Below are 15,943 nucleotides of genomic sequence, written 5' to 3'. Positions count from 1 at the left end.
CGCAGCTTAAAAAACGGTTAAACGTTTCTTAAATCGCCGTATCGAATATAGTAATTTCAATAAATTAGAGCTATAATATCATTGATACTTCAACATGGTTTATTTATTAAGCAACCGCCGGATATTTTTAAAGTTCATCATCAGCCTCGTTATAATACAAGCTTTAACTACGACCACTTTAACCGCGCAAAATATTGAAGCATACAGCATTTACTATGCTACCGGTAAGTACCAGGGTGAAAACTTACTAACGCTGCGTAGCTTTTTGAAGGATGGCGAAAAATCGTATTTGGCAGTTGACCTGAACACATTGAGAACGCAGGTTATAACCGCGTCAACATTAACAGTACAGACTGAAGCCTGGAAAAATATAGAAGCTGCTAACGCTGCCACACCCTATTTTAAAGCCCTCGCGCATGCTGGTGAACAAGCCCTACCGATGCAGGATGCAGGCATTATACAAGGTTTTACCAGGGAAAAAGGTGTAAATCTTACTATTGATCTTTGCCCATCACACAAACCGCTGGACCGTGTGATATTCACGTCGCTTATTATTGCGTTTGGTAAAACAGAAAAACCGGTACCCCTATCATTATCCATATCGGGCAGGTTTATGCTTACTCACCGCGCGGATATTGACTGGCTGAAAAGCCTGGAAAAAGCAGGCGACCTCTCCATAACCTGGATAAATCACACGTACAACCATCATTACAGCCCCGGCATACCTTTGCAGGATAACTTTTTGCTTAAGCCCGGAACGGATATCCGTTTTGAAATACTTGGAATAGAAATAGCCATGCTGCAACACGGCCTTGTGCCATCGGTGTTTTTCGGTTCCCGGGATTGGTATCTGACAAAGCCGTGGTTGACAAGGTGCTTACTTACGGCTTAATACAGGTGGGTAGTGATGCCTGGCTGGCAAAGGGGCAGCGGGCTACGCCGGGTAGTATAGTATTAATACACGGTAACGGCAATGAACCAATCGGCGTTAATGATTTTTTACAACTGCTACGCAGCGAAAGAGGGTCGGCTATTAACCGCCAATGGTTGCTTTATGATTTGCGAGAGAGCCTGGAAGATGAGTTTCAGAATTAGGCTTACCTTGAGTTACAGCTTTATTATCAGGAAGTTGTTTATTTCTTTTCCATCAATGGTTAAAACGCTATACTCGCGGTCGGTTATTTTAACATCTTTTACAGGGTAGTAAAAAGGACGGCATGCGCTGCCTTTTTCTTTAGTAATCGTATATGACAATACAGCACTACCTACATCTTTAATGGTAATTTGATAATTAAAAACACCTGTAGTTTCACCAAATATAGCTAAACCAAGTGTACCGTTTATTGGCGATTCAGCTGTTTCCGATTTTGTTATTCGCCAGGCCTTTACAGTATTGCCTGTTTTTTTATCAGTCACGGTTACATCTGCATCAGTTATTTCTTTTGCGAGGATGAGATTTTCACCGCTAGTTTTGTCCGTAAATTTCAGAATAATATTGGTTGGCCCTATTTCGGCTATCAAATTGCTGCAATCAATTACCTCTTTATCTTTTTTGCTGCAGCCAACAAGTATCACCGCGAAAATCAGTGTAAATGCAAAGTAAAATCGTTTGTTCATAACTGGTATTTCTAAGGTCCGGATTTGTTGCAGCAATATAACATCTTTTTCACAATAACGAAAAATTTAACTGCCGGACCTGTTAAATATCCGGCAGTTAAAAATACTATTGATGTGCTTTTAGCCACTCTAACCTTCGCTGATCGGGCAGGTGGTTAACCTTGAAATTTTCAAAGCGCGCTTCAAAGCCGTTACCATCAGGGCTGGCCGCCATTACACCCACCATTACCGGTTTATTGTCCTGCAGGGGTGCGTTACGCGTCATGATATAATTCTTGTCATCCAGCGAGTAAAATATCTCCACAGCATCCAGCCGGCGCACCACTTTAATCCATATAAACGGCGGAACTTTGTCGAGCGTCAAAACACTCCAGTCGCTTTTGCCATGCGTAACTACAGTGCTAACATTAAATTTTCCGTCAACAAACTCCACACCTGTTTTGATGTAGTTTTCATGATCGGTACGTATCATCAATCCCATTTGGTCAAAACGGGCTTTGTAGGCGCCGGTAAGTTTTACTTTGGCCTCAAACTCGCCGCCATAAAGGCTATAATAAAACGGCGCATCATCAACCGTAAAACCGTAGTGCGATATGCGCCAGTAATCGCTTTTGGGCGTTACCTGCATAATTAGCGCGTTATTTTTAATTTCCCAGCGTTCGGGCTCGTTATACCACTGCATCTTTTCGAGGCTTTGGGCATTAGCTTGATTTAAACCATATAGTAAGGCTATGGTAAACAGAAGTTTCTTCATATGTTCGTAAAGGTAATAACCCTGTAAACATTGTTCAATGGTTATAAATCACCATATATATGCGCAACCTGCTCGATATAAAATTATTTTCGCAAAACTTTGATACGGCAAATGCGGCGCAGCAACTGGAAAACGCCCGCAGCATAGCCCGGTTATATACCGGGCTTGAAAACGGCATTAGTGTATTAAGCGATATGAACGCGCGGAAAAGTTACCTTTACTATGGTTCACTAACCGAGCAGATCGGGCTTGAGCGCAAAGCGGAAAGTATTGATACAATATGGGAAGATGACCTGCTTAACCGCGTACACCCGGATGACCTGCAGAAAAAATACCGCCTTGAATTCAGCTTTTTTAAATTGCTGCAAGCAGTGCCCGTGGCCGAGCGCACCGATTACGGGCTGATCACCCGGCTGCGCATACGCGATAATGACGAGCAATACATTACTGTACAACACCGGCTGATCTATATCGGCAGCTCGGCAAACGGCAGTATATGGCTGGCGCTTTGTTTATATAACCGCGTTTACGATCATCCCGGTTTTGACGCTCCGGCTGGCGTAATTGTAAACAACCGTACCGGCAAAGTAGTTGAAGACGACGGGCTGAAATTCAATGGACTGCTATCCGAGCGCGAAAAGGAAGTTCTGCAGCTTATTAAACTTGGACGGCGCAGCAAAGAAATTGCCGAACAATTATCGCTTAGCATCAATACCGTAAACCGCCACCGGCAAAATATTTTTGAAAAGCTAAACGTAAGCAACGCCATGGAAGCCTGCCGTATGGCGGGTTACCTGGGTTGTTGATGCCCGCAAACAGACTGACAGGGAAGGTTGAATTAATTGATTTGTATACTTTGGTAAAATCAAGCATCAGGTGATGCGCCATTTGTATCAACCAAACAATTAAATTAATTATCCAAACAGCCTTATGCCATTACTTCGCCGCAACTTACTACGTCGTTTCTCCGTTTTTAAAATCACCGGGCTATGGCCGCTTGTCCTTGTACTTAGCATATTTAATGGCTACAAGGCATTTGGTCAAAAAGCATCCAAAAAAAGTGGAGCGGAACCGAAGATCATCAACATTGTAAACTTTATACGTGACATTGAACCGCGTGATGCCGCGATAACTAAGGATGTGCTTTACCAAACTGTTGTTAACCAGATAAACCTGATGAAACAGCATAACCTCGGCGGAACATTTTTGCTGCAATATGATGCACTGATAGACAAGCGTTACCAGCAACTGCTTAAAACCTTACCCAAAAACAGCTTTGAAATTGGTGCCTGGTGGGAGTTACCGCAACCGCTTATTGAGAAAGCGGGCATCAAGTGGCGTGGAAAGTATGCCTGGGACTGGCATTCGGACATAGGTTTTTCGGTTGGCTATACGCCTTCCGAACGTGAAAAGATAATAGACGTTTACTTTGCCGATTTTAAAGCAATATTTGGTTACTATCCAAAATCCGTAGCGGCATGGGTTATTGATGCGCACTCGCTCAATTATATGTACGATAAGTACAAAATTGTGGCATCGGCAAACTGCAAGGACCAGGTGGGCACCGATGGTTTTACCCTTTGGGGAGGCTACTGGAACCAGGCTTATTACCCGAGCCGGGTTAACGCTTACATGCCTGCCCAACATGCCGATAAGCAACTGCCGGTACCTGTATTCCGGATGCTGGGCAGCGACCCTATACGGCAATATGCCGACGGCACCTCGGTAACTACACTGGAGCCTGTTTATACCCATGCCGGCGGTAATGAACAGTGGATAAACTGGTTTTTTAATACGTTTACCAATGATCCGTCGCTGGGTTTTAACTATACCCAGGCCGGTCAGGAAAACTCCTTTACCTGGGCAGCTATGAAAAAAGGTTTGGAGTGGCAGATGCCTATCATCGCCAAGCTAAAAAAAGCGGGTAAGGTACGTGTGGAAACCATGTCCACATCAGGCAGGTGGTTCAGCAAAACTTACAAGGTAACACCGGCTACTACGTTTGCGGTGAGTAAAGATTTGGGCGAGAACAACAAGAAAACTATATGGTATAACAGTCGCTTTTATCGCACTAACCTGCTTTGGGAAAACGGCAACCTGCGCATAACAGATATACACTTGTTTAACGAAACCGTGCCCGATAAATACTTAAAAAGCGTAACTACCATTAACAAAAGCTTTTTTTACACGCTGCCTGTGGCTGATGGCTTTCAGTGGGGTAACCGTGATAAGCCAGAGGGCTTCCGGCTGATGACTGGCGCTAACGGCAATGAGACGCAGGTTAAAGGCGGCGATCCGGTATTTGCCAACGTTAATAAAACAACGGCAAGGGCAACATGGCCGGTTAACAACGGCGTTTTTGTGATTGATATGCAGGAAGATGCCTTAGTTATCACCGCCCAAAATAACCCTGCAGCTAATTGGTACCTCGACCTTTATGTAGAAGATGGCGCTAAAACAGCTTTTAAAGGTGTAGAAAAAAACACTGCAGTATATGAGTTTGACGGCCACACTTATCAATTATCAACTTCATGGGGATCGGTTGAACAAAGCGGCGCCGGCGGCCTATATCGTATTAAGCCTCAAAATAACCGGATCGTGTTAAAACTATCGGACTTGAGGTGATTTGTTGGTGATGAAACCTGTGGTTAAACGGCTTTAACATCTGCTTCTGTAACAGCCTCAACCACCGCGTCTATCAGGTGTTGGGCCATGTTGAAATAGTTGGTTGGGGCATTACGCCAGCCAACGTTTTGTTTTATAAGTGTGTATGAGGTGTTATACATGCTGATGCGTATCTCCTGCTCGGATTGCTGAACGATGGTAAAATAAAAAGTTCTGTTTTGGGTATGCGCGGCTAACTTCTCTGTACTCATAATCGCGCAAATATAAGTTAAAAGGCGGTTTTATGCCGATAACGCCAACCCGAGTTATGAACAATCTTCGGTTTAAGGATATTACGAATTTGCCTTCACTTCCATCCTAAACTACTCCAGATAAGAATAAAAGCTAGGCATGGAACAGTTGTTGCCCTTACTCTTATAAACATCTACAACTATGGCAACTAAAAAGAAAAAAGACCCGTGCTGGAGCGGGTATAAAAAGGACGGAACCAAGAAGAAAGACGGAAAGACAGTGCCCAACTGTGTAAAGGCATCGTCAAAGTAATTTATTTAGCTTGAAAACAAAAAGGTGTACATTGTTGATGCACACCTTTTTGCTTATGATTGCATGAGAATCATGTCGAAGAAACAGAAACTTTCTTCCAATTATCATGCCTACCTTTGCGGCTGCTTACCTGTAGTATCAGCAGTTAGGGTGGCCGGCTGATCACGCTTGCCGCCAGGTTGGGTTTTGCTGCCACTCGTATCTGCCGAACTAGAGCCGCTGGTGTCTTTTAAAGTGTTCTCCCTGGTTTGCTTCTTGACCTTCTTCTGCTGCCCGCGCGACGTTTGTGCGCTTGCCGACATGCTTCCAAAACTGATTACCGTTCCAAGAAGTACTGCTACTAAAGTTTTCATGTGATGCCTTTCTATCACAAACGTCAAAATAATTAAAATGTTTAATTTAAAGTAAAAACGCACTCTTCGTTTTACACCAAAAAGAAAACAACTAAGCACTTAATAATTGAACGTTATTGGATAAGAAGAAGGATTAAGCAGGCTAAATATAAAAAAGAAGCTCTACATCTTTTTGACATAGAGCTTTTAGAGATAACTTGTGAACCCTATTGGACTTTTTTCGAACCATTTACTGGAAAATCTAAAGACAGTGGCAAATTACTAAATATCGGTTCGAGCCCATTTCCGTGCATCTAACTGGTCTCGAATCACGCAGCCAGAAGATAATCTACCGATCATTTGAAACGACAGCCCCACGGTTCTACCTGATAGATGGCGCGCAATTATTGACTACCTGTAAAATGCCCGAATACCATCTGTCTAAGTTCGTCTACCGTGTCAAAATTTTGCTTATAGACAGTATACAGTCTTTCGAGGTAGTGCGGATCAACACAACATACATATTCCTTTGCCTGGAGCAACATCAGCATATCGATATAAAATTTGAGGTTCGGGTTAAAAACTTCCCGCATATTCCTGATGCGAAAGAACACCTTATTCGGCGCCAGCGGAAAGATCAGGTCATCCAAAAATGCATCTGCTTTCTCTGGATGACGGAGCATCACCGGGTTGTCGCTGCAAATCGCAGGAAAAGGACGAGTGAATGTCTTAACCGAACAAGGCCATTTGCAATCTAACATATTCCAGTAGTTAGTCGCTGGCAACACATTCCGCAGTCTTTTGAAATAGAAGGGATCATCCTTCACCCATTCTGCATGTTGCTTCGGATCTATCTGTTGCATAGTTATTCTATCAATCACGGCAACACCCAATTGGTTCAATTGATCAAGACTGGTTGCCGAACCTATCAATTCGCGCTGAGAAGGCACCCGCCAGAACAATTCTCCCGCAAAAAAATTGAGCCACACGACGTCCTCGTTGATCAACCCAAACCCTTGATCAACTGCTTTAATCTTGTCTAAAATCCTGGCATAGCGGCTTTCATTTGCGCTATAAATCGTTTCCAGATAATCATCGGGCCAACCTTCTGCTGGAGCGATATTATCGTCCGGTAGAAAGAAATGGCTGGCCGGTGAAAACCATTTATTGCCGCCCTTGAAGCGGTCTTTCGCTACGGAATAGATTAAGAATTTTCCCTCTTTATTAGTAAACCCCCGCAGATAGAATTGCGGTAGGTAATGATGATTAGCCATGGTAAATGATTTAATGGGCTCGATTATTTATCCGATAACCCGATTGACAACAATTGCGGTAATTACCAATAGTTAATTTACAATGGTTTTTTGTTAGACTGTTAGTAAATTACATGTTTTTTTGTATTGATTGGCTTGTATCTTTATGGTTACTCTTTGTATTATAGCAACCATTAATGACTGATCAGCAAACCAAAAACCAATTTTTATCACACTCAGAGAAACCTGCGGTACTAGCAGGCGAACCATTTCCATATAACCGTCTTCCTAATCCAAAAAGGTTTGAGGAACTGCTCTACAGCATTTTTGATGTGCTCGTGGAAAATGCTATGCTGGCGAAACATAACCGCATCAGCCTGATGCCTGGTGTTGCTGATGATGGAAAAGATTGCGTACTCTCCATGAACGGAGATACAAATGGTATAATTCAGTGTAAAAATTATAACAACAACCTCAGCAAGGACGAGTTCGGGAAAGAAGTAACAAAGTTTGCCCTTTACAGCTTGATCAATCCGACTTTGATTACTGATCCAAACAACTTTACTTATTACATAGCAGTTGCAAAAAACTTTGTAAAAGATTGCAGTGACTTTATTGATGATTTTAATCGGTTGATCCAGGAAGAAGACGAAATAACTAAATGGATTTCCTTCAACCTAAATTGTAACCCTCCCTTAGTTCGGACTGGTGTTAAATAAACTAAATTATCTGTTATTTAAGTTTTTTCCTTATTAAATATATTATCAAAATAAATACAGCAATCACTGCAAGTATATGCCACCATGTGAATATAGCTTTGAAGTAAAAGCCACCTGATACAGGGCTGGCCTGCAGAATTGGATAAAAGTTAATTTTCATTGTGATACTGTTGTTGGTTTATGTTTTTCATCCGCTTAAAAAGATTTGGAGTAATACCTCCCAATGCTTCATGCGGCCTACTGTAATTGTAATCTTCCATCCATTCATCGGCTAAAACCTGTACCTGGTTGATGTCTTCAAATAAGTAAGCATCCAATATGTTTTCTCGGAAGGTTCTATTGAACCGTTCGATATAGCCGTTTTGCATAGGCTTTCCGGGCTGTGTATACTGGACTTTTATACCCTTGCTTTCACACCAATCCTTAAACTCCTTGCTGATAAACTCAGGGCCATTATCTACCCTGATGCAGCTTGGCCTACCTTGTTCATGAATGGTTCGCTCCAGAATCTGAGTTACCCGCATGGCAGGCATCGTATAAGCTGCTTCCACAGCAATAGCTTCCCGGTTAAAATCATCAATGATATTCAGCGTTCGGAACCTTCTTTTGTTCATCAGCACATCACACGTGAAGTCCATAGACCAGGTATCTCCAGCCTGTTCAGGTACGATCAATGGCACTTTAACGCGTGCAGGCACTCGTCTGCGGACCTTTCTGCGGCGATTCATACCCAATAACAGGTAAACCCGTCTTACACGCTTATAGTTCCATAGCAAGCCCTGTTGCCGAATTCTGCTGTAATACAAATCCTGACCCTCAGTCGGATGCCGTTCAGATAGCTCGAGCAGTTTATCAATGGTCTCTGAATCATCTCTGACGTTCTTATAATAATACATGGATTTGGGCAGCTTTACTACCCGACAAGCCCTGCTAATACTTACTTGACGAAATTCCATTAAGTAAGCAACCATGTCTTTGCGCTGGCAGGGCTTTAGAACTTTTTTGAGAGTACGTCTTTTAACAGGCTGTGATCTAAAGCCAGCTCTGCATACATGTGCTTCAGTTTACGATTTTCTTCCTCCAGCTCTTTCAGTCGCTTCAGTTCCTGGCTGTCCATACCGGCATACTTTTTACGCCAGTTGTAAAAGGTTGATTTGTGCACGCCGAGTTCGCGGCATACATCGTTGAGCTCACGGCCACCTTCATACTCTTTGATGGCTTTTACAATCTGTGCTTCGGTAATAATTGAGTTCTTCATCGTTTGGCTGTTTAAAGTTAAGACTTTTCGTCCTTTAAGCAGTCCGGTTTTTAGGAGGGGTTACAGAGACATATAGTTATTTTGAAGAAAATAATTACTCCATACACACTCTCAGTGACGGTAAAGAGGAGTATGGCGAGAAAAATGTGTTTATTTTCACTCCAGAACGTTATCTGTCTTTTTTAGATAAAAAAGGTGCTCAATTAGAACCTGATTTTGTTTTTGTCGATGAAGTTTATAAGATCGACAATGAATATATGGATAATGATCAGGAGGAACTTAAAGAACACGACCGTGATTTAGCTTATCGGATGGCAATCTATTATGCATTACGAAATCCTAAATCTGATTTGATGCTTGCCGGTCCCTATATATCTTTTGATAACGTATTAAATCCATATTATAATGAGTCATTTGATTTATTCCTCGCCAATTATTCAATCAAACTTATAAATAAAAATAATTATGAAATTGTTGGTAAAACTTATGATGTTATAAAAAACAAAAAAAGACAAGTAATAGATGGCATCGAAATTGACTTTACTGAAGATGGCAAAAACATTTTGTCAAAATCAGGTAGACTTAAAATTTTAATTAAAAATTTTTTTCTGCGAAAGCCTGAAAATGAACACAAAACGATTGCATATTGCAGCACGAAAGTAACCGTCGAAACTTATGCTAATTACATCTTGTCTTGGCAGCTGACCAAAAAGCCGGTTCACGAGGAATTTCAACTTTTCGTAGATCACTTGGAAAGGATTTATGATGTTAACTGGTGCGTGATAAAAGCTCTAAAAGGCGGAATTGGCATTCATCATGGCGTAGTTCCAAAATACATTCAAAAAGAGATTATCAAATTGTTTAATTCCAAAAATGGGGGCCTAACGATTTTGGTCTGTACGACAACGATAACTGAGGGAGTAAACACCTCTGCAAAAAATTTAATTGCACTATTTGATAAAAAAGGCAGCAAACCTCTCAAAGCTTTTGTGCCAAAAACATTGCTGGTAGGGCCGGTCGATTTATGGAACATTACCAAGGGTCGATTGTGTCAATTCAGAACACCTTTGATAAAGTCATTTCTTCTAACGACGGAGGGATTAAACATAAAAATTTTGACATAAATGTAACTAAGGATGGAGCAGATCTTGATATGACCACTGATCCGTTTTTGAGTAATGCTGGCAAAGAGAAAAAGCAACAAGTAAAACAACTTCAAGAAGACCGAGGAATACCCGACGACATAATGCATTTATTCAAGACAATTGGACGGGAAGATAAATTGGTAGTTTATGACGGTATTTATAATTTGAATTCCTCGCAGTTAAATAAAATTAAGGATTTAGTACAAAAAATTGTTCAAAATCAAATTGATTTCGATGGCTTTCAAATATTCATCGAAACAATAAAACCAATTGTTAGAGATAAAAATTTCTTGCATTTATTGGAGAAATCATCGTACAAGAATAGTAGTGGCGAATTTATACAGCGCGATTATTCTCGAATTACTTATTCTTTATACTTTTACTTGAAAGATGGATTCAAGGGCCTTTTTGATTATCGAGTCGATACTTTAAAAGAAGATGTTGATAAGGCGATGCGTAAGGCGTCTGAATTGATTTATAATACTTTTAAATACCAACTTGTCAAGTATCTGGGAGTATTTAACACCATGTATAAATACTTTATTTCTCAAATAGAGTCTAAGGCCTTCGAAGATGTTCAAGGTTTGGATCGGCTATTAACAAAACTTGAATATAACGCTTTTTCAGATCAAGCTAAGGTTGCCAGCGATTATGGTGTGCCTCAACGCATAATCGATTATTATGATGCCTCATCGGATTCAAATAAAATTCGCATTCGCGATTCTTTTGATGCTTTTGAAAATCACATTTTTAACGTGACAAAGAAACTTTTTGAACTTTAATATAGCACTGAGTGAACAAATCTGAAGTCGTATTGAAAAGAGATGTCAGCACTGCGAAGAACAGACATTGACATTAATTTCAGCTTTGTTAAGGGGATCGCCTATGCCGAGCCCCTTTTTTATACGTTTGATTTGAAAAAGAAGGTGTCGAGCTCTTTTTGCAGCTTCTTGTTCTTCATTTCTTTGGCCCGAGCCATGATTTCCAGAGGGCCAAGAAAGGTGACTATATTTCGTTTATATTCGGCCCTTAGCTCTTCTATCCTGAGCAAAGCATCTTCCGTATAGCCGGCCGATGACCAGTACTCGAATTCGATGGATTTATTCCGATGGGTATCGTTTTTTTCCAGCCAACTGCGAAAGGCAGGTATCTTGATTCGCACAAATTTGTTAATATCCTCGATAGGAGTTGGCGAGATCCGGCCTTTACATTCAGCGATGATGACCTTGTCCCCAAAGGTGGCCCTCACATCCATTTCATGCGCCGCGCCGTTTTCAACAATCTCCCAGCCCATGTCGAGCGAAGCATGCTTGTAGATGTAGTAGTGCCCTGCGACATATTCAAATAGGGCTCCCTTAATATTTTTGAGCAGGCCATCATTGTATTTGCGGAGCTCATTGATCAACTGCAGGTATTGGTTTGGGTTCTTGGCCAGACTGGCCGCTGCATTGGTTAAAATCGTGATCAGGTCGTTAAGCGTCTTCGCATACTTTTCCCCAAACAGTTCTTTAATGACGCCAATGATGACACCTTTTTCTTTCAGATACTGAAAGGCTTCTTTATCAAGGCTATCGACCAGCAGTACAGGCATGACCCGAGAGGCTCCCTTGTAAGATTGTACGGTTTCAATTTTCCGGACAAAGAACTCAACATCCTTTTTATAGGTAGGGCGGCCCAACAGAATATCACCGATTACAAAGCCGAATTCTTTGCCCGTCTTTAATCCTCTTACCGGCGATACGCCCATGAATGCCCAATTGAAATTTCCGTAGGTAGCGAATTGTTTGAAGGACTCATAAGAGACCCAGCCGATATTGCGTGCAAGTTCTTTAAAGTTATCCAATACATTCAGCTTGATTGTTTCCAACGTCTGGCCCAGAAATGCATTCATGGAATTGTACCGCAACCGAGGCGCAAAAGAATAAGTGCCAGGAGCATAAACCAATATGCCTTCCAGCACGAATTTTTGTATAACCTCGGCAAAAGTAAAGTGTGAGGACACCGGCTCTACGGGGTAATAAGAATACGTTTGCAAAAAGTCGGTACTGACGGTCCCTGCATGGTACTTAAGGGCATTCAGCGTGAACCAGTATTTCTTGCCGTGCAACTCCATTTGTTGCGCAAGCAGTTTCAATACTTCCCTGCCTTGCTGCTGGTTAGGCAAGAAGATAAGGGACTGATTGCTCTTAAAAAAACCCTGCACACGCTCAATGCCTTCTGCCCTTGACACCCGTTGGCTCGCCGTGTTGAAGCCTATGTTTTCCACCTTTGCCAGTTTTCTCGCGAGTTCGCTGGAAATCATTGGTCCATGCTCATTAAGAAGCATTTCAATTGCTGTCATATGACGCAATATATATAATACTCATAAAAAATAAATAGGGAAAGAAAAAAAATTTAAGCAATATTTCGATTCCAATAACCTCGTGCAGCTTTCTAAACTGTCACATGAAATTACCTGCTCAATGTGATAAGGAAATCATCCAGCTTAACCGACAAATAATCATTGGGCAAGCCTCCACTAGCTTTAAGCTTTACCATCTCGCAAAGGTCGTGGTTGTCTAGGATCAGCATGAGCTTGCCGTGCTCTCGTAAGGCGCCTTTAGCGGCACTTTTGGCACGTTCACTTCCACCATTGCGGGCGATGATGAAGCCAACAGCGCGCAAGCCGCGAACGTATAGGTATCGTTCCGTCGTGTAGATCTGATCCTGTCCGATGGGATCAGCATAATTCTTAAATTCGAATAATACGTAGCGGGAGTTGAACGACTGGATTAGGCTTTTCCAAAAGTCATCAGCCGAAACGATTCTGCAGATCATGTCAAACCTGCTCAACCCGTCATCGGTGGAACTTTGCGTATGCCAGTTGTTTAAGTCATCCTCAAATAAATAGTGTAAAATCTCGATGCATTTGCGCTCATAATTATTCCAGCCAGCTTTACCTTCTGGTATCGCGTTGAGCTCGGCACAATAGTCTTTCTTCGGGGCTGTTGACGGCGGCACTGCTGAACGAACAAAATGTTTTGCCAGCAGTTCGAAATATGTGTCCGGCGATTCTTTGCTGATCACTACATCAGCAAATACATCTTCTGTATCTAAACCTTGTTTAGCTTCATTCAGCAATTGCTCGAACTCTTCAAGTAACTGGGAACTCCCTAAACCAAACCTGATCAAATTATATAGATCGCTTCGATCCCATAAAATGATTCCTGTAGCTCTTAGCTCATCGCGCAGTTCGGGCGTCGCATAGGCCGCAATAATCAATAAACCACTTGCCGGACTATTATAAGCATTCAGCAAACTGACCAATTGTTGCCCAGCATCACGTACCGCGCCGGCCACACCCTTTTTGCTGCGGTAAAACTTGAGCTCTACTAGTATCGTCAGGTTGTAACGGTTGATCAGCAGGTCGATGTGGTACCGTTTGGAATCGATCACCTGCTGTTGCTGCTTTTGAATATGAAAATTAAAGTCGCGAAGCAGCTTTTCTACAATACTTTCAAATTTGAGATAAAAGGAATAGGTGTCCATCTGGGTTTTGTTTTGATTAATGGGCTTTTGGTACGGCAAAAATACAGTTCGCTTTGTGGATATTGCCAGGCGTGCCTTAAATTTTCAGGTCCTATAAAAATGACTGAAAAAGTGAAATAACTTAAGAAAGTACATAACAAAGCGGTGAATCTTTAAATGCAATGGAGGTGGGGCAATTTTCTCAGAATATGAAGATGCATTTTTTGCTCAATCTGAAAATAGCTACAGTGGCTGGAGAAAGATCTTTTCTATATCAGATATAAACAGAATATTTGATATCTAAGTAATTAAAGCAAGCAATGTTTCGGTAATACCGAAACGGCTTGCCCGGACAAGCCGGGAAGCGATATACCTCACTTCGTTCCGCACATCTTAGAAGAAATTTAAGTGCTTTAGATAGCTAATCGTTATATTTGGTTGCGGGCGTAACACGCGCCAAAAGCCGGTGCTCTAATCACCGTCTTATAAATACGGAGAGAATCTGTAGCGATCCCGATTGGGGTTGAGGCTCTGCTATCCGACATGCGTTAGTTGACGTGTGCGCAGGAGAGCGTTTTAAATCATTCAAACAATGGCAAGGCCAAAGGTTTCGAAAGAAGAAAAGCGGTCGGTGATATTCACCATCCGGCTTACGCTTGAAGAACAACGCAAGCTCAATGAGCTTGGAGCTATGTTCGGCATAAGCCCCCGACTGTTAGCGCGGGAAAAGATTTTCAGGGGCAGTTACCCTAAACAAAAGATGCCTAGAATCGACGTTGATGTTTACACCGAACTAAAGAAGATCGGTATAAACATCAACCAGCTTGCAAGACATGTGAATTCCGGCAAGGTGCCATATGGGCTTCGCAAGGTACTGCTCGAGCTGTCCGAGCAGCAGCAACTTATCATCAAACTATTACTGGATTGATAGCCGTTCAAAAAATAGGAAAAAGCTTTATGGGGGCGTTGCAGTATAACCTGAACAAGATGCGCCATCCGGACGAAAGCAAGCGGGCTATTTTGCTCGACAGCAACTTCGCTCTCATGGACATGCGTCTCATCCGACAAGAGGTCGAAGTGGTGCGTGGCTTGCGCCCCTCCCTCAACAGATATGTATATCATGCCAGCCTCAATTTTGCTGATAGCGACAAACTGGATAACGAAAAGATGCTTGCCATTGCCCTCGAGTTTCTTGAACTGAACGGTTTTGACAATAACCAGTACCTGATCTTCCGGCACTACGATGCAGAACATGCGCATGTGCATCTACTGGCTAACAGGATAAAGTTTGATGGTGGTGTAGTTTCGGATAGTAACAATTACAAAAAAGCCGAAGCGATATTACGGGAGTTGGAAATCAAATACGCCCTGCAAAAGATAGCGGCGAGCAGGCTGATACCTGAGGGCATAAAACCGTTCACCGAGCGACAGGTGAAAGCAGGGTATTTAAATGCCGCAAAAATCTCGAACATGCCGCCACGCAAGGCACCCACAAAAACGGAACTTGAAATGCTGGATCGCCGGGGCATCATATCCGACAAGATCATGTTGCAGGAGAAGGTTAGCCAAATATTACGGTCGCGATATAACACCTTGCAGGAGTTCATTTCGGCATGTGAAGGCCAGGGCATCGGGTTGTTGTTCAATCAGCAATCTACCGGCAGGATAAGCGGCATCACCTACTTTCATAACGGTATCAAGATTCGGGGGCAGGCATTGGGTAATCGTTTCAAATGGTCGGAAATCCTCAAAAATATTAACTATGAACAAAGCAGAGGCAGCGCGGCGGTTAGCGCAGCAAACGTTAGAACAAAACAACAATATGACGAGGGAGTGGGAACAGGCAAAAGCCGAACAGCCCAAGTCGGAAATAACACCGACAGAAAGTTCATTGTTACAGGAAATATTGAAACATGGCAAATCGGACGCAATGAAACGGCAGCAATTACTGACAGAGCTATTGACGAAAGTGGAAGCAATAGAAACGGAATTGAAGAAAAGCAAAGCCAATCACCGGATGCTGATCTACTTCATAGTGCTGACAGCGATCCTGAATTTGATAGGCTGGACACTTCTGTGAACATTGATATCAGCGACGATGTGGATGATGAGGCGATTTATGGTAAAGATCGGCACCGTGAGCGAAACGTCAGAATGAACAGGCGATAAGTCCAAGAATTTTATAATTTC

General features: G+C 42.3%; 16 protein-coding genes and 1 pseudogene. 9 read left to right on the top strand and 8 right to left on the bottom strand.

All coding sequences use genetic code 11. The annotated features are described in order from the left end of the window. Positions 1-94: 94 nt before the first annotated feature. A complete protein-coding gene (locus tag ABD960_RS04190) occupies positions 95-892 on the top strand; it encodes a polysaccharide deacetylase family protein (RefSeq protein ID WP_345329643.1) in 798 nt (265 codons plus the stop codon). Next, the gene (locus ABD960_RS04185) at positions 862-1,095 is read left to right on the top strand and encodes a polysaccharide deacetylase family protein (RefSeq protein WP_345329642.1); all 234 of its coding nucleotides are present in this window, start codon (positions 862-864) and stop codon (positions 1,093-1,095) included. The genes ABD960_RS04190 and ABD960_RS04185 overlap by 31 nt, the downstream gene beginning before the upstream one ends. A 12-nt stretch (positions 1,096-1,107) precedes the next feature. On the opposite strand, the gene ABD960_RS04180 is transcribed toward ABD960_RS04185, so the two are convergent. Continuing rightward, positions 1,108-1,617, bottom strand: coding sequence for a hypothetical protein (locus ABD960_RS04180; RefSeq protein WP_345329641.1), 510 nt, complete (start codon positions 1,615-1,617; stop codon positions 1,108-1,110). A gap of 106 nt (positions 1,618-1,723) precedes the next feature. Beyond that, on the bottom strand, positions 1,724-2,371 hold the full coding sequence (locus ABD960_RS04175; RefSeq protein ID WP_345329640.1) for a DUF1349 domain-containing protein: 648 nt from the start codon (positions 2,369-2,371) through the stop codon (positions 1,724-1,726). Positions 2,372-2,430: 59 nt separating this feature from the next. On the opposite strand from ABD960_RS04175, the gene ABD960_RS04170 reads away from it, so the two are divergent. Continuing rightward, complete coding sequence (locus tag ABD960_RS04170; protein WP_345329639.1) at positions 2,431-3,177, top strand: response regulator transcription factor; 747 nt, start codon at positions 2,431-2,433, stop codon at positions 3,175-3,177. A gap of 124 nt (positions 3,178-3,301) precedes the next feature. Further along, complete coding sequence (locus ABD960_RS04165) at positions 3,302-4,996, top strand: hypothetical protein (protein ID WP_345329638.1); 1,695 nt, start codon at positions 3,302-3,304, stop codon at positions 4,994-4,996. 23 nt (positions 4,997-5,019) lie between these two features. On the opposite strand, the gene ABD960_RS04160 is transcribed toward ABD960_RS04165, so the two are convergent. The 3 genes from ABD960_RS04160 to ABD960_RS04150 form a co-directional block, all read right to left on the bottom strand. After that, the gene (locus tag ABD960_RS04160) at positions 5,020-5,247 is read right to left on the bottom strand and encodes a hypothetical protein (protein WP_345329637.1); all 228 of its coding nucleotides are present in this window, start codon (positions 5,245-5,247) and stop codon (positions 5,020-5,022) included. 402 nt (positions 5,248-5,649) lie between these two features. Next, entirely contained in the window at positions 5,650-5,841 is a 192-nt protein-coding gene (locus ABD960_RS04155) for a hypothetical protein (RefSeq protein ID WP_345329636.1), read from the bottom strand. Between the two features lie 434 nt (positions 5,842-6,275). Beyond that, the gene (locus tag ABD960_RS04150) at positions 6,276-7,145 is read right to left on the bottom strand and encodes a DUF4238 domain-containing protein (protein WP_345329634.1); all 870 of its coding nucleotides are present in this window, start codon (positions 7,143-7,145) and stop codon (positions 6,276-6,278) included. A 176-nt stretch (positions 7,146-7,321) separates the two neighbouring features. Here ABD960_RS04150 and ABD960_RS04145 point away from each other — a divergent pair, with 176 nt between their 5' ends. Then, positions 7,322-7,843 (top strand): hypothetical protein, encoded by a 522-nt coding sequence (locus tag ABD960_RS04145; protein ID WP_345329633.1) that lies wholly within the window; start codon positions 7,322-7,324, stop codon positions 7,841-7,843. A gap of 149 nt (positions 7,844-7,992) precedes the next feature. Here ABD960_RS04145 and ABD960_RS04140 read toward each other — a convergent pair. After that, positions 7,993-9,101 (bottom strand): annotated as a pseudogene (locus ABD960_RS04140) (IS3 family transposase). Positions 9,102-9,358: 257 nt separating this feature from the next. Between ABD960_RS04140 and ABD960_RS04130 the strand changes: the two are divergent. Both ABD960_RS04130 and ABD960_RS04125 read left to right on the top strand, forming a co-directional pair. Continuing rightward, positions 9,359-10,225, top strand: a complete 867-nt coding sequence (locus tag ABD960_RS04130) for a hypothetical protein (protein WP_345329631.1) — start codon at positions 9,359-9,361, stop codon at positions 10,223-10,225. Then, positions 10,150-11,028: a hypothetical protein gene (locus tag ABD960_RS04125; protein WP_345329630.1), complete on the top strand. Its 879-nt coding sequence runs from the start codon at positions 10,150-10,152 to the stop codon at positions 11,026-11,028. Before ABD960_RS04130 ends, ABD960_RS04125 begins: the two co-directional genes overlap by 76 nt. A gap of 119 nt (positions 11,029-11,147) precedes the next feature. On the opposite strand, the gene ABD960_RS04120 is transcribed toward ABD960_RS04125, so the two are convergent. Beyond that, positions 11,148-12,587: a hypothetical protein gene (locus tag ABD960_RS04120; protein WP_345329629.1), complete on the bottom strand. Its 1,440-nt coding sequence runs from the start codon at positions 12,585-12,587 to the stop codon at positions 11,148-11,150. Between the two features lie 110 nt (positions 12,588-12,697). Then, a complete protein-coding gene (locus tag ABD960_RS04115) occupies positions 12,698-13,774 on the bottom strand; it encodes a restriction endonuclease (RefSeq protein WP_345329628.1) in 1,077 nt (358 codons plus the stop codon). Positions 13,775-14,345: 571 nt separating this feature from the next. On the opposite strand from ABD960_RS04115, the gene ABD960_RS04110 reads away from it, so the two are divergent. Continuing rightward, positions 14,346-14,681, top strand: a complete 336-nt coding sequence (locus ABD960_RS04110; protein ID WP_345329627.1) for a MobC family plasmid mobilization relaxosome protein — start codon at positions 14,346-14,348, stop codon at positions 14,679-14,681. Continuing rightward, positions 14,678-15,922 (top strand): relaxase/mobilization nuclease domain-containing protein, encoded by a 1,245-nt coding sequence (locus ABD960_RS04105; RefSeq protein ID WP_345329626.1) that lies wholly within the window; start codon positions 14,678-14,680, stop codon positions 15,920-15,922. The genes ABD960_RS04110 and ABD960_RS04105 overlap by 4 nt, the downstream gene beginning before the upstream one ends. Positions 15,923-15,943 lie beyond the last annotated feature (21 nt).

It is taken from the genome of Mucilaginibacter defluvii (assembly GCF_039543225.1).
GTDB classification, from domain to species: domain Bacteria; phylum Bacteroidota; class Bacteroidia; order Sphingobacteriales; family Sphingobacteriaceae; genus Mucilaginibacter; species Mucilaginibacter defluvii.
The sequence above is the reverse complement of the archived record's forward strand: the minus strand, read 5'-3'. Positions and strand labels throughout refer to the sequence as shown.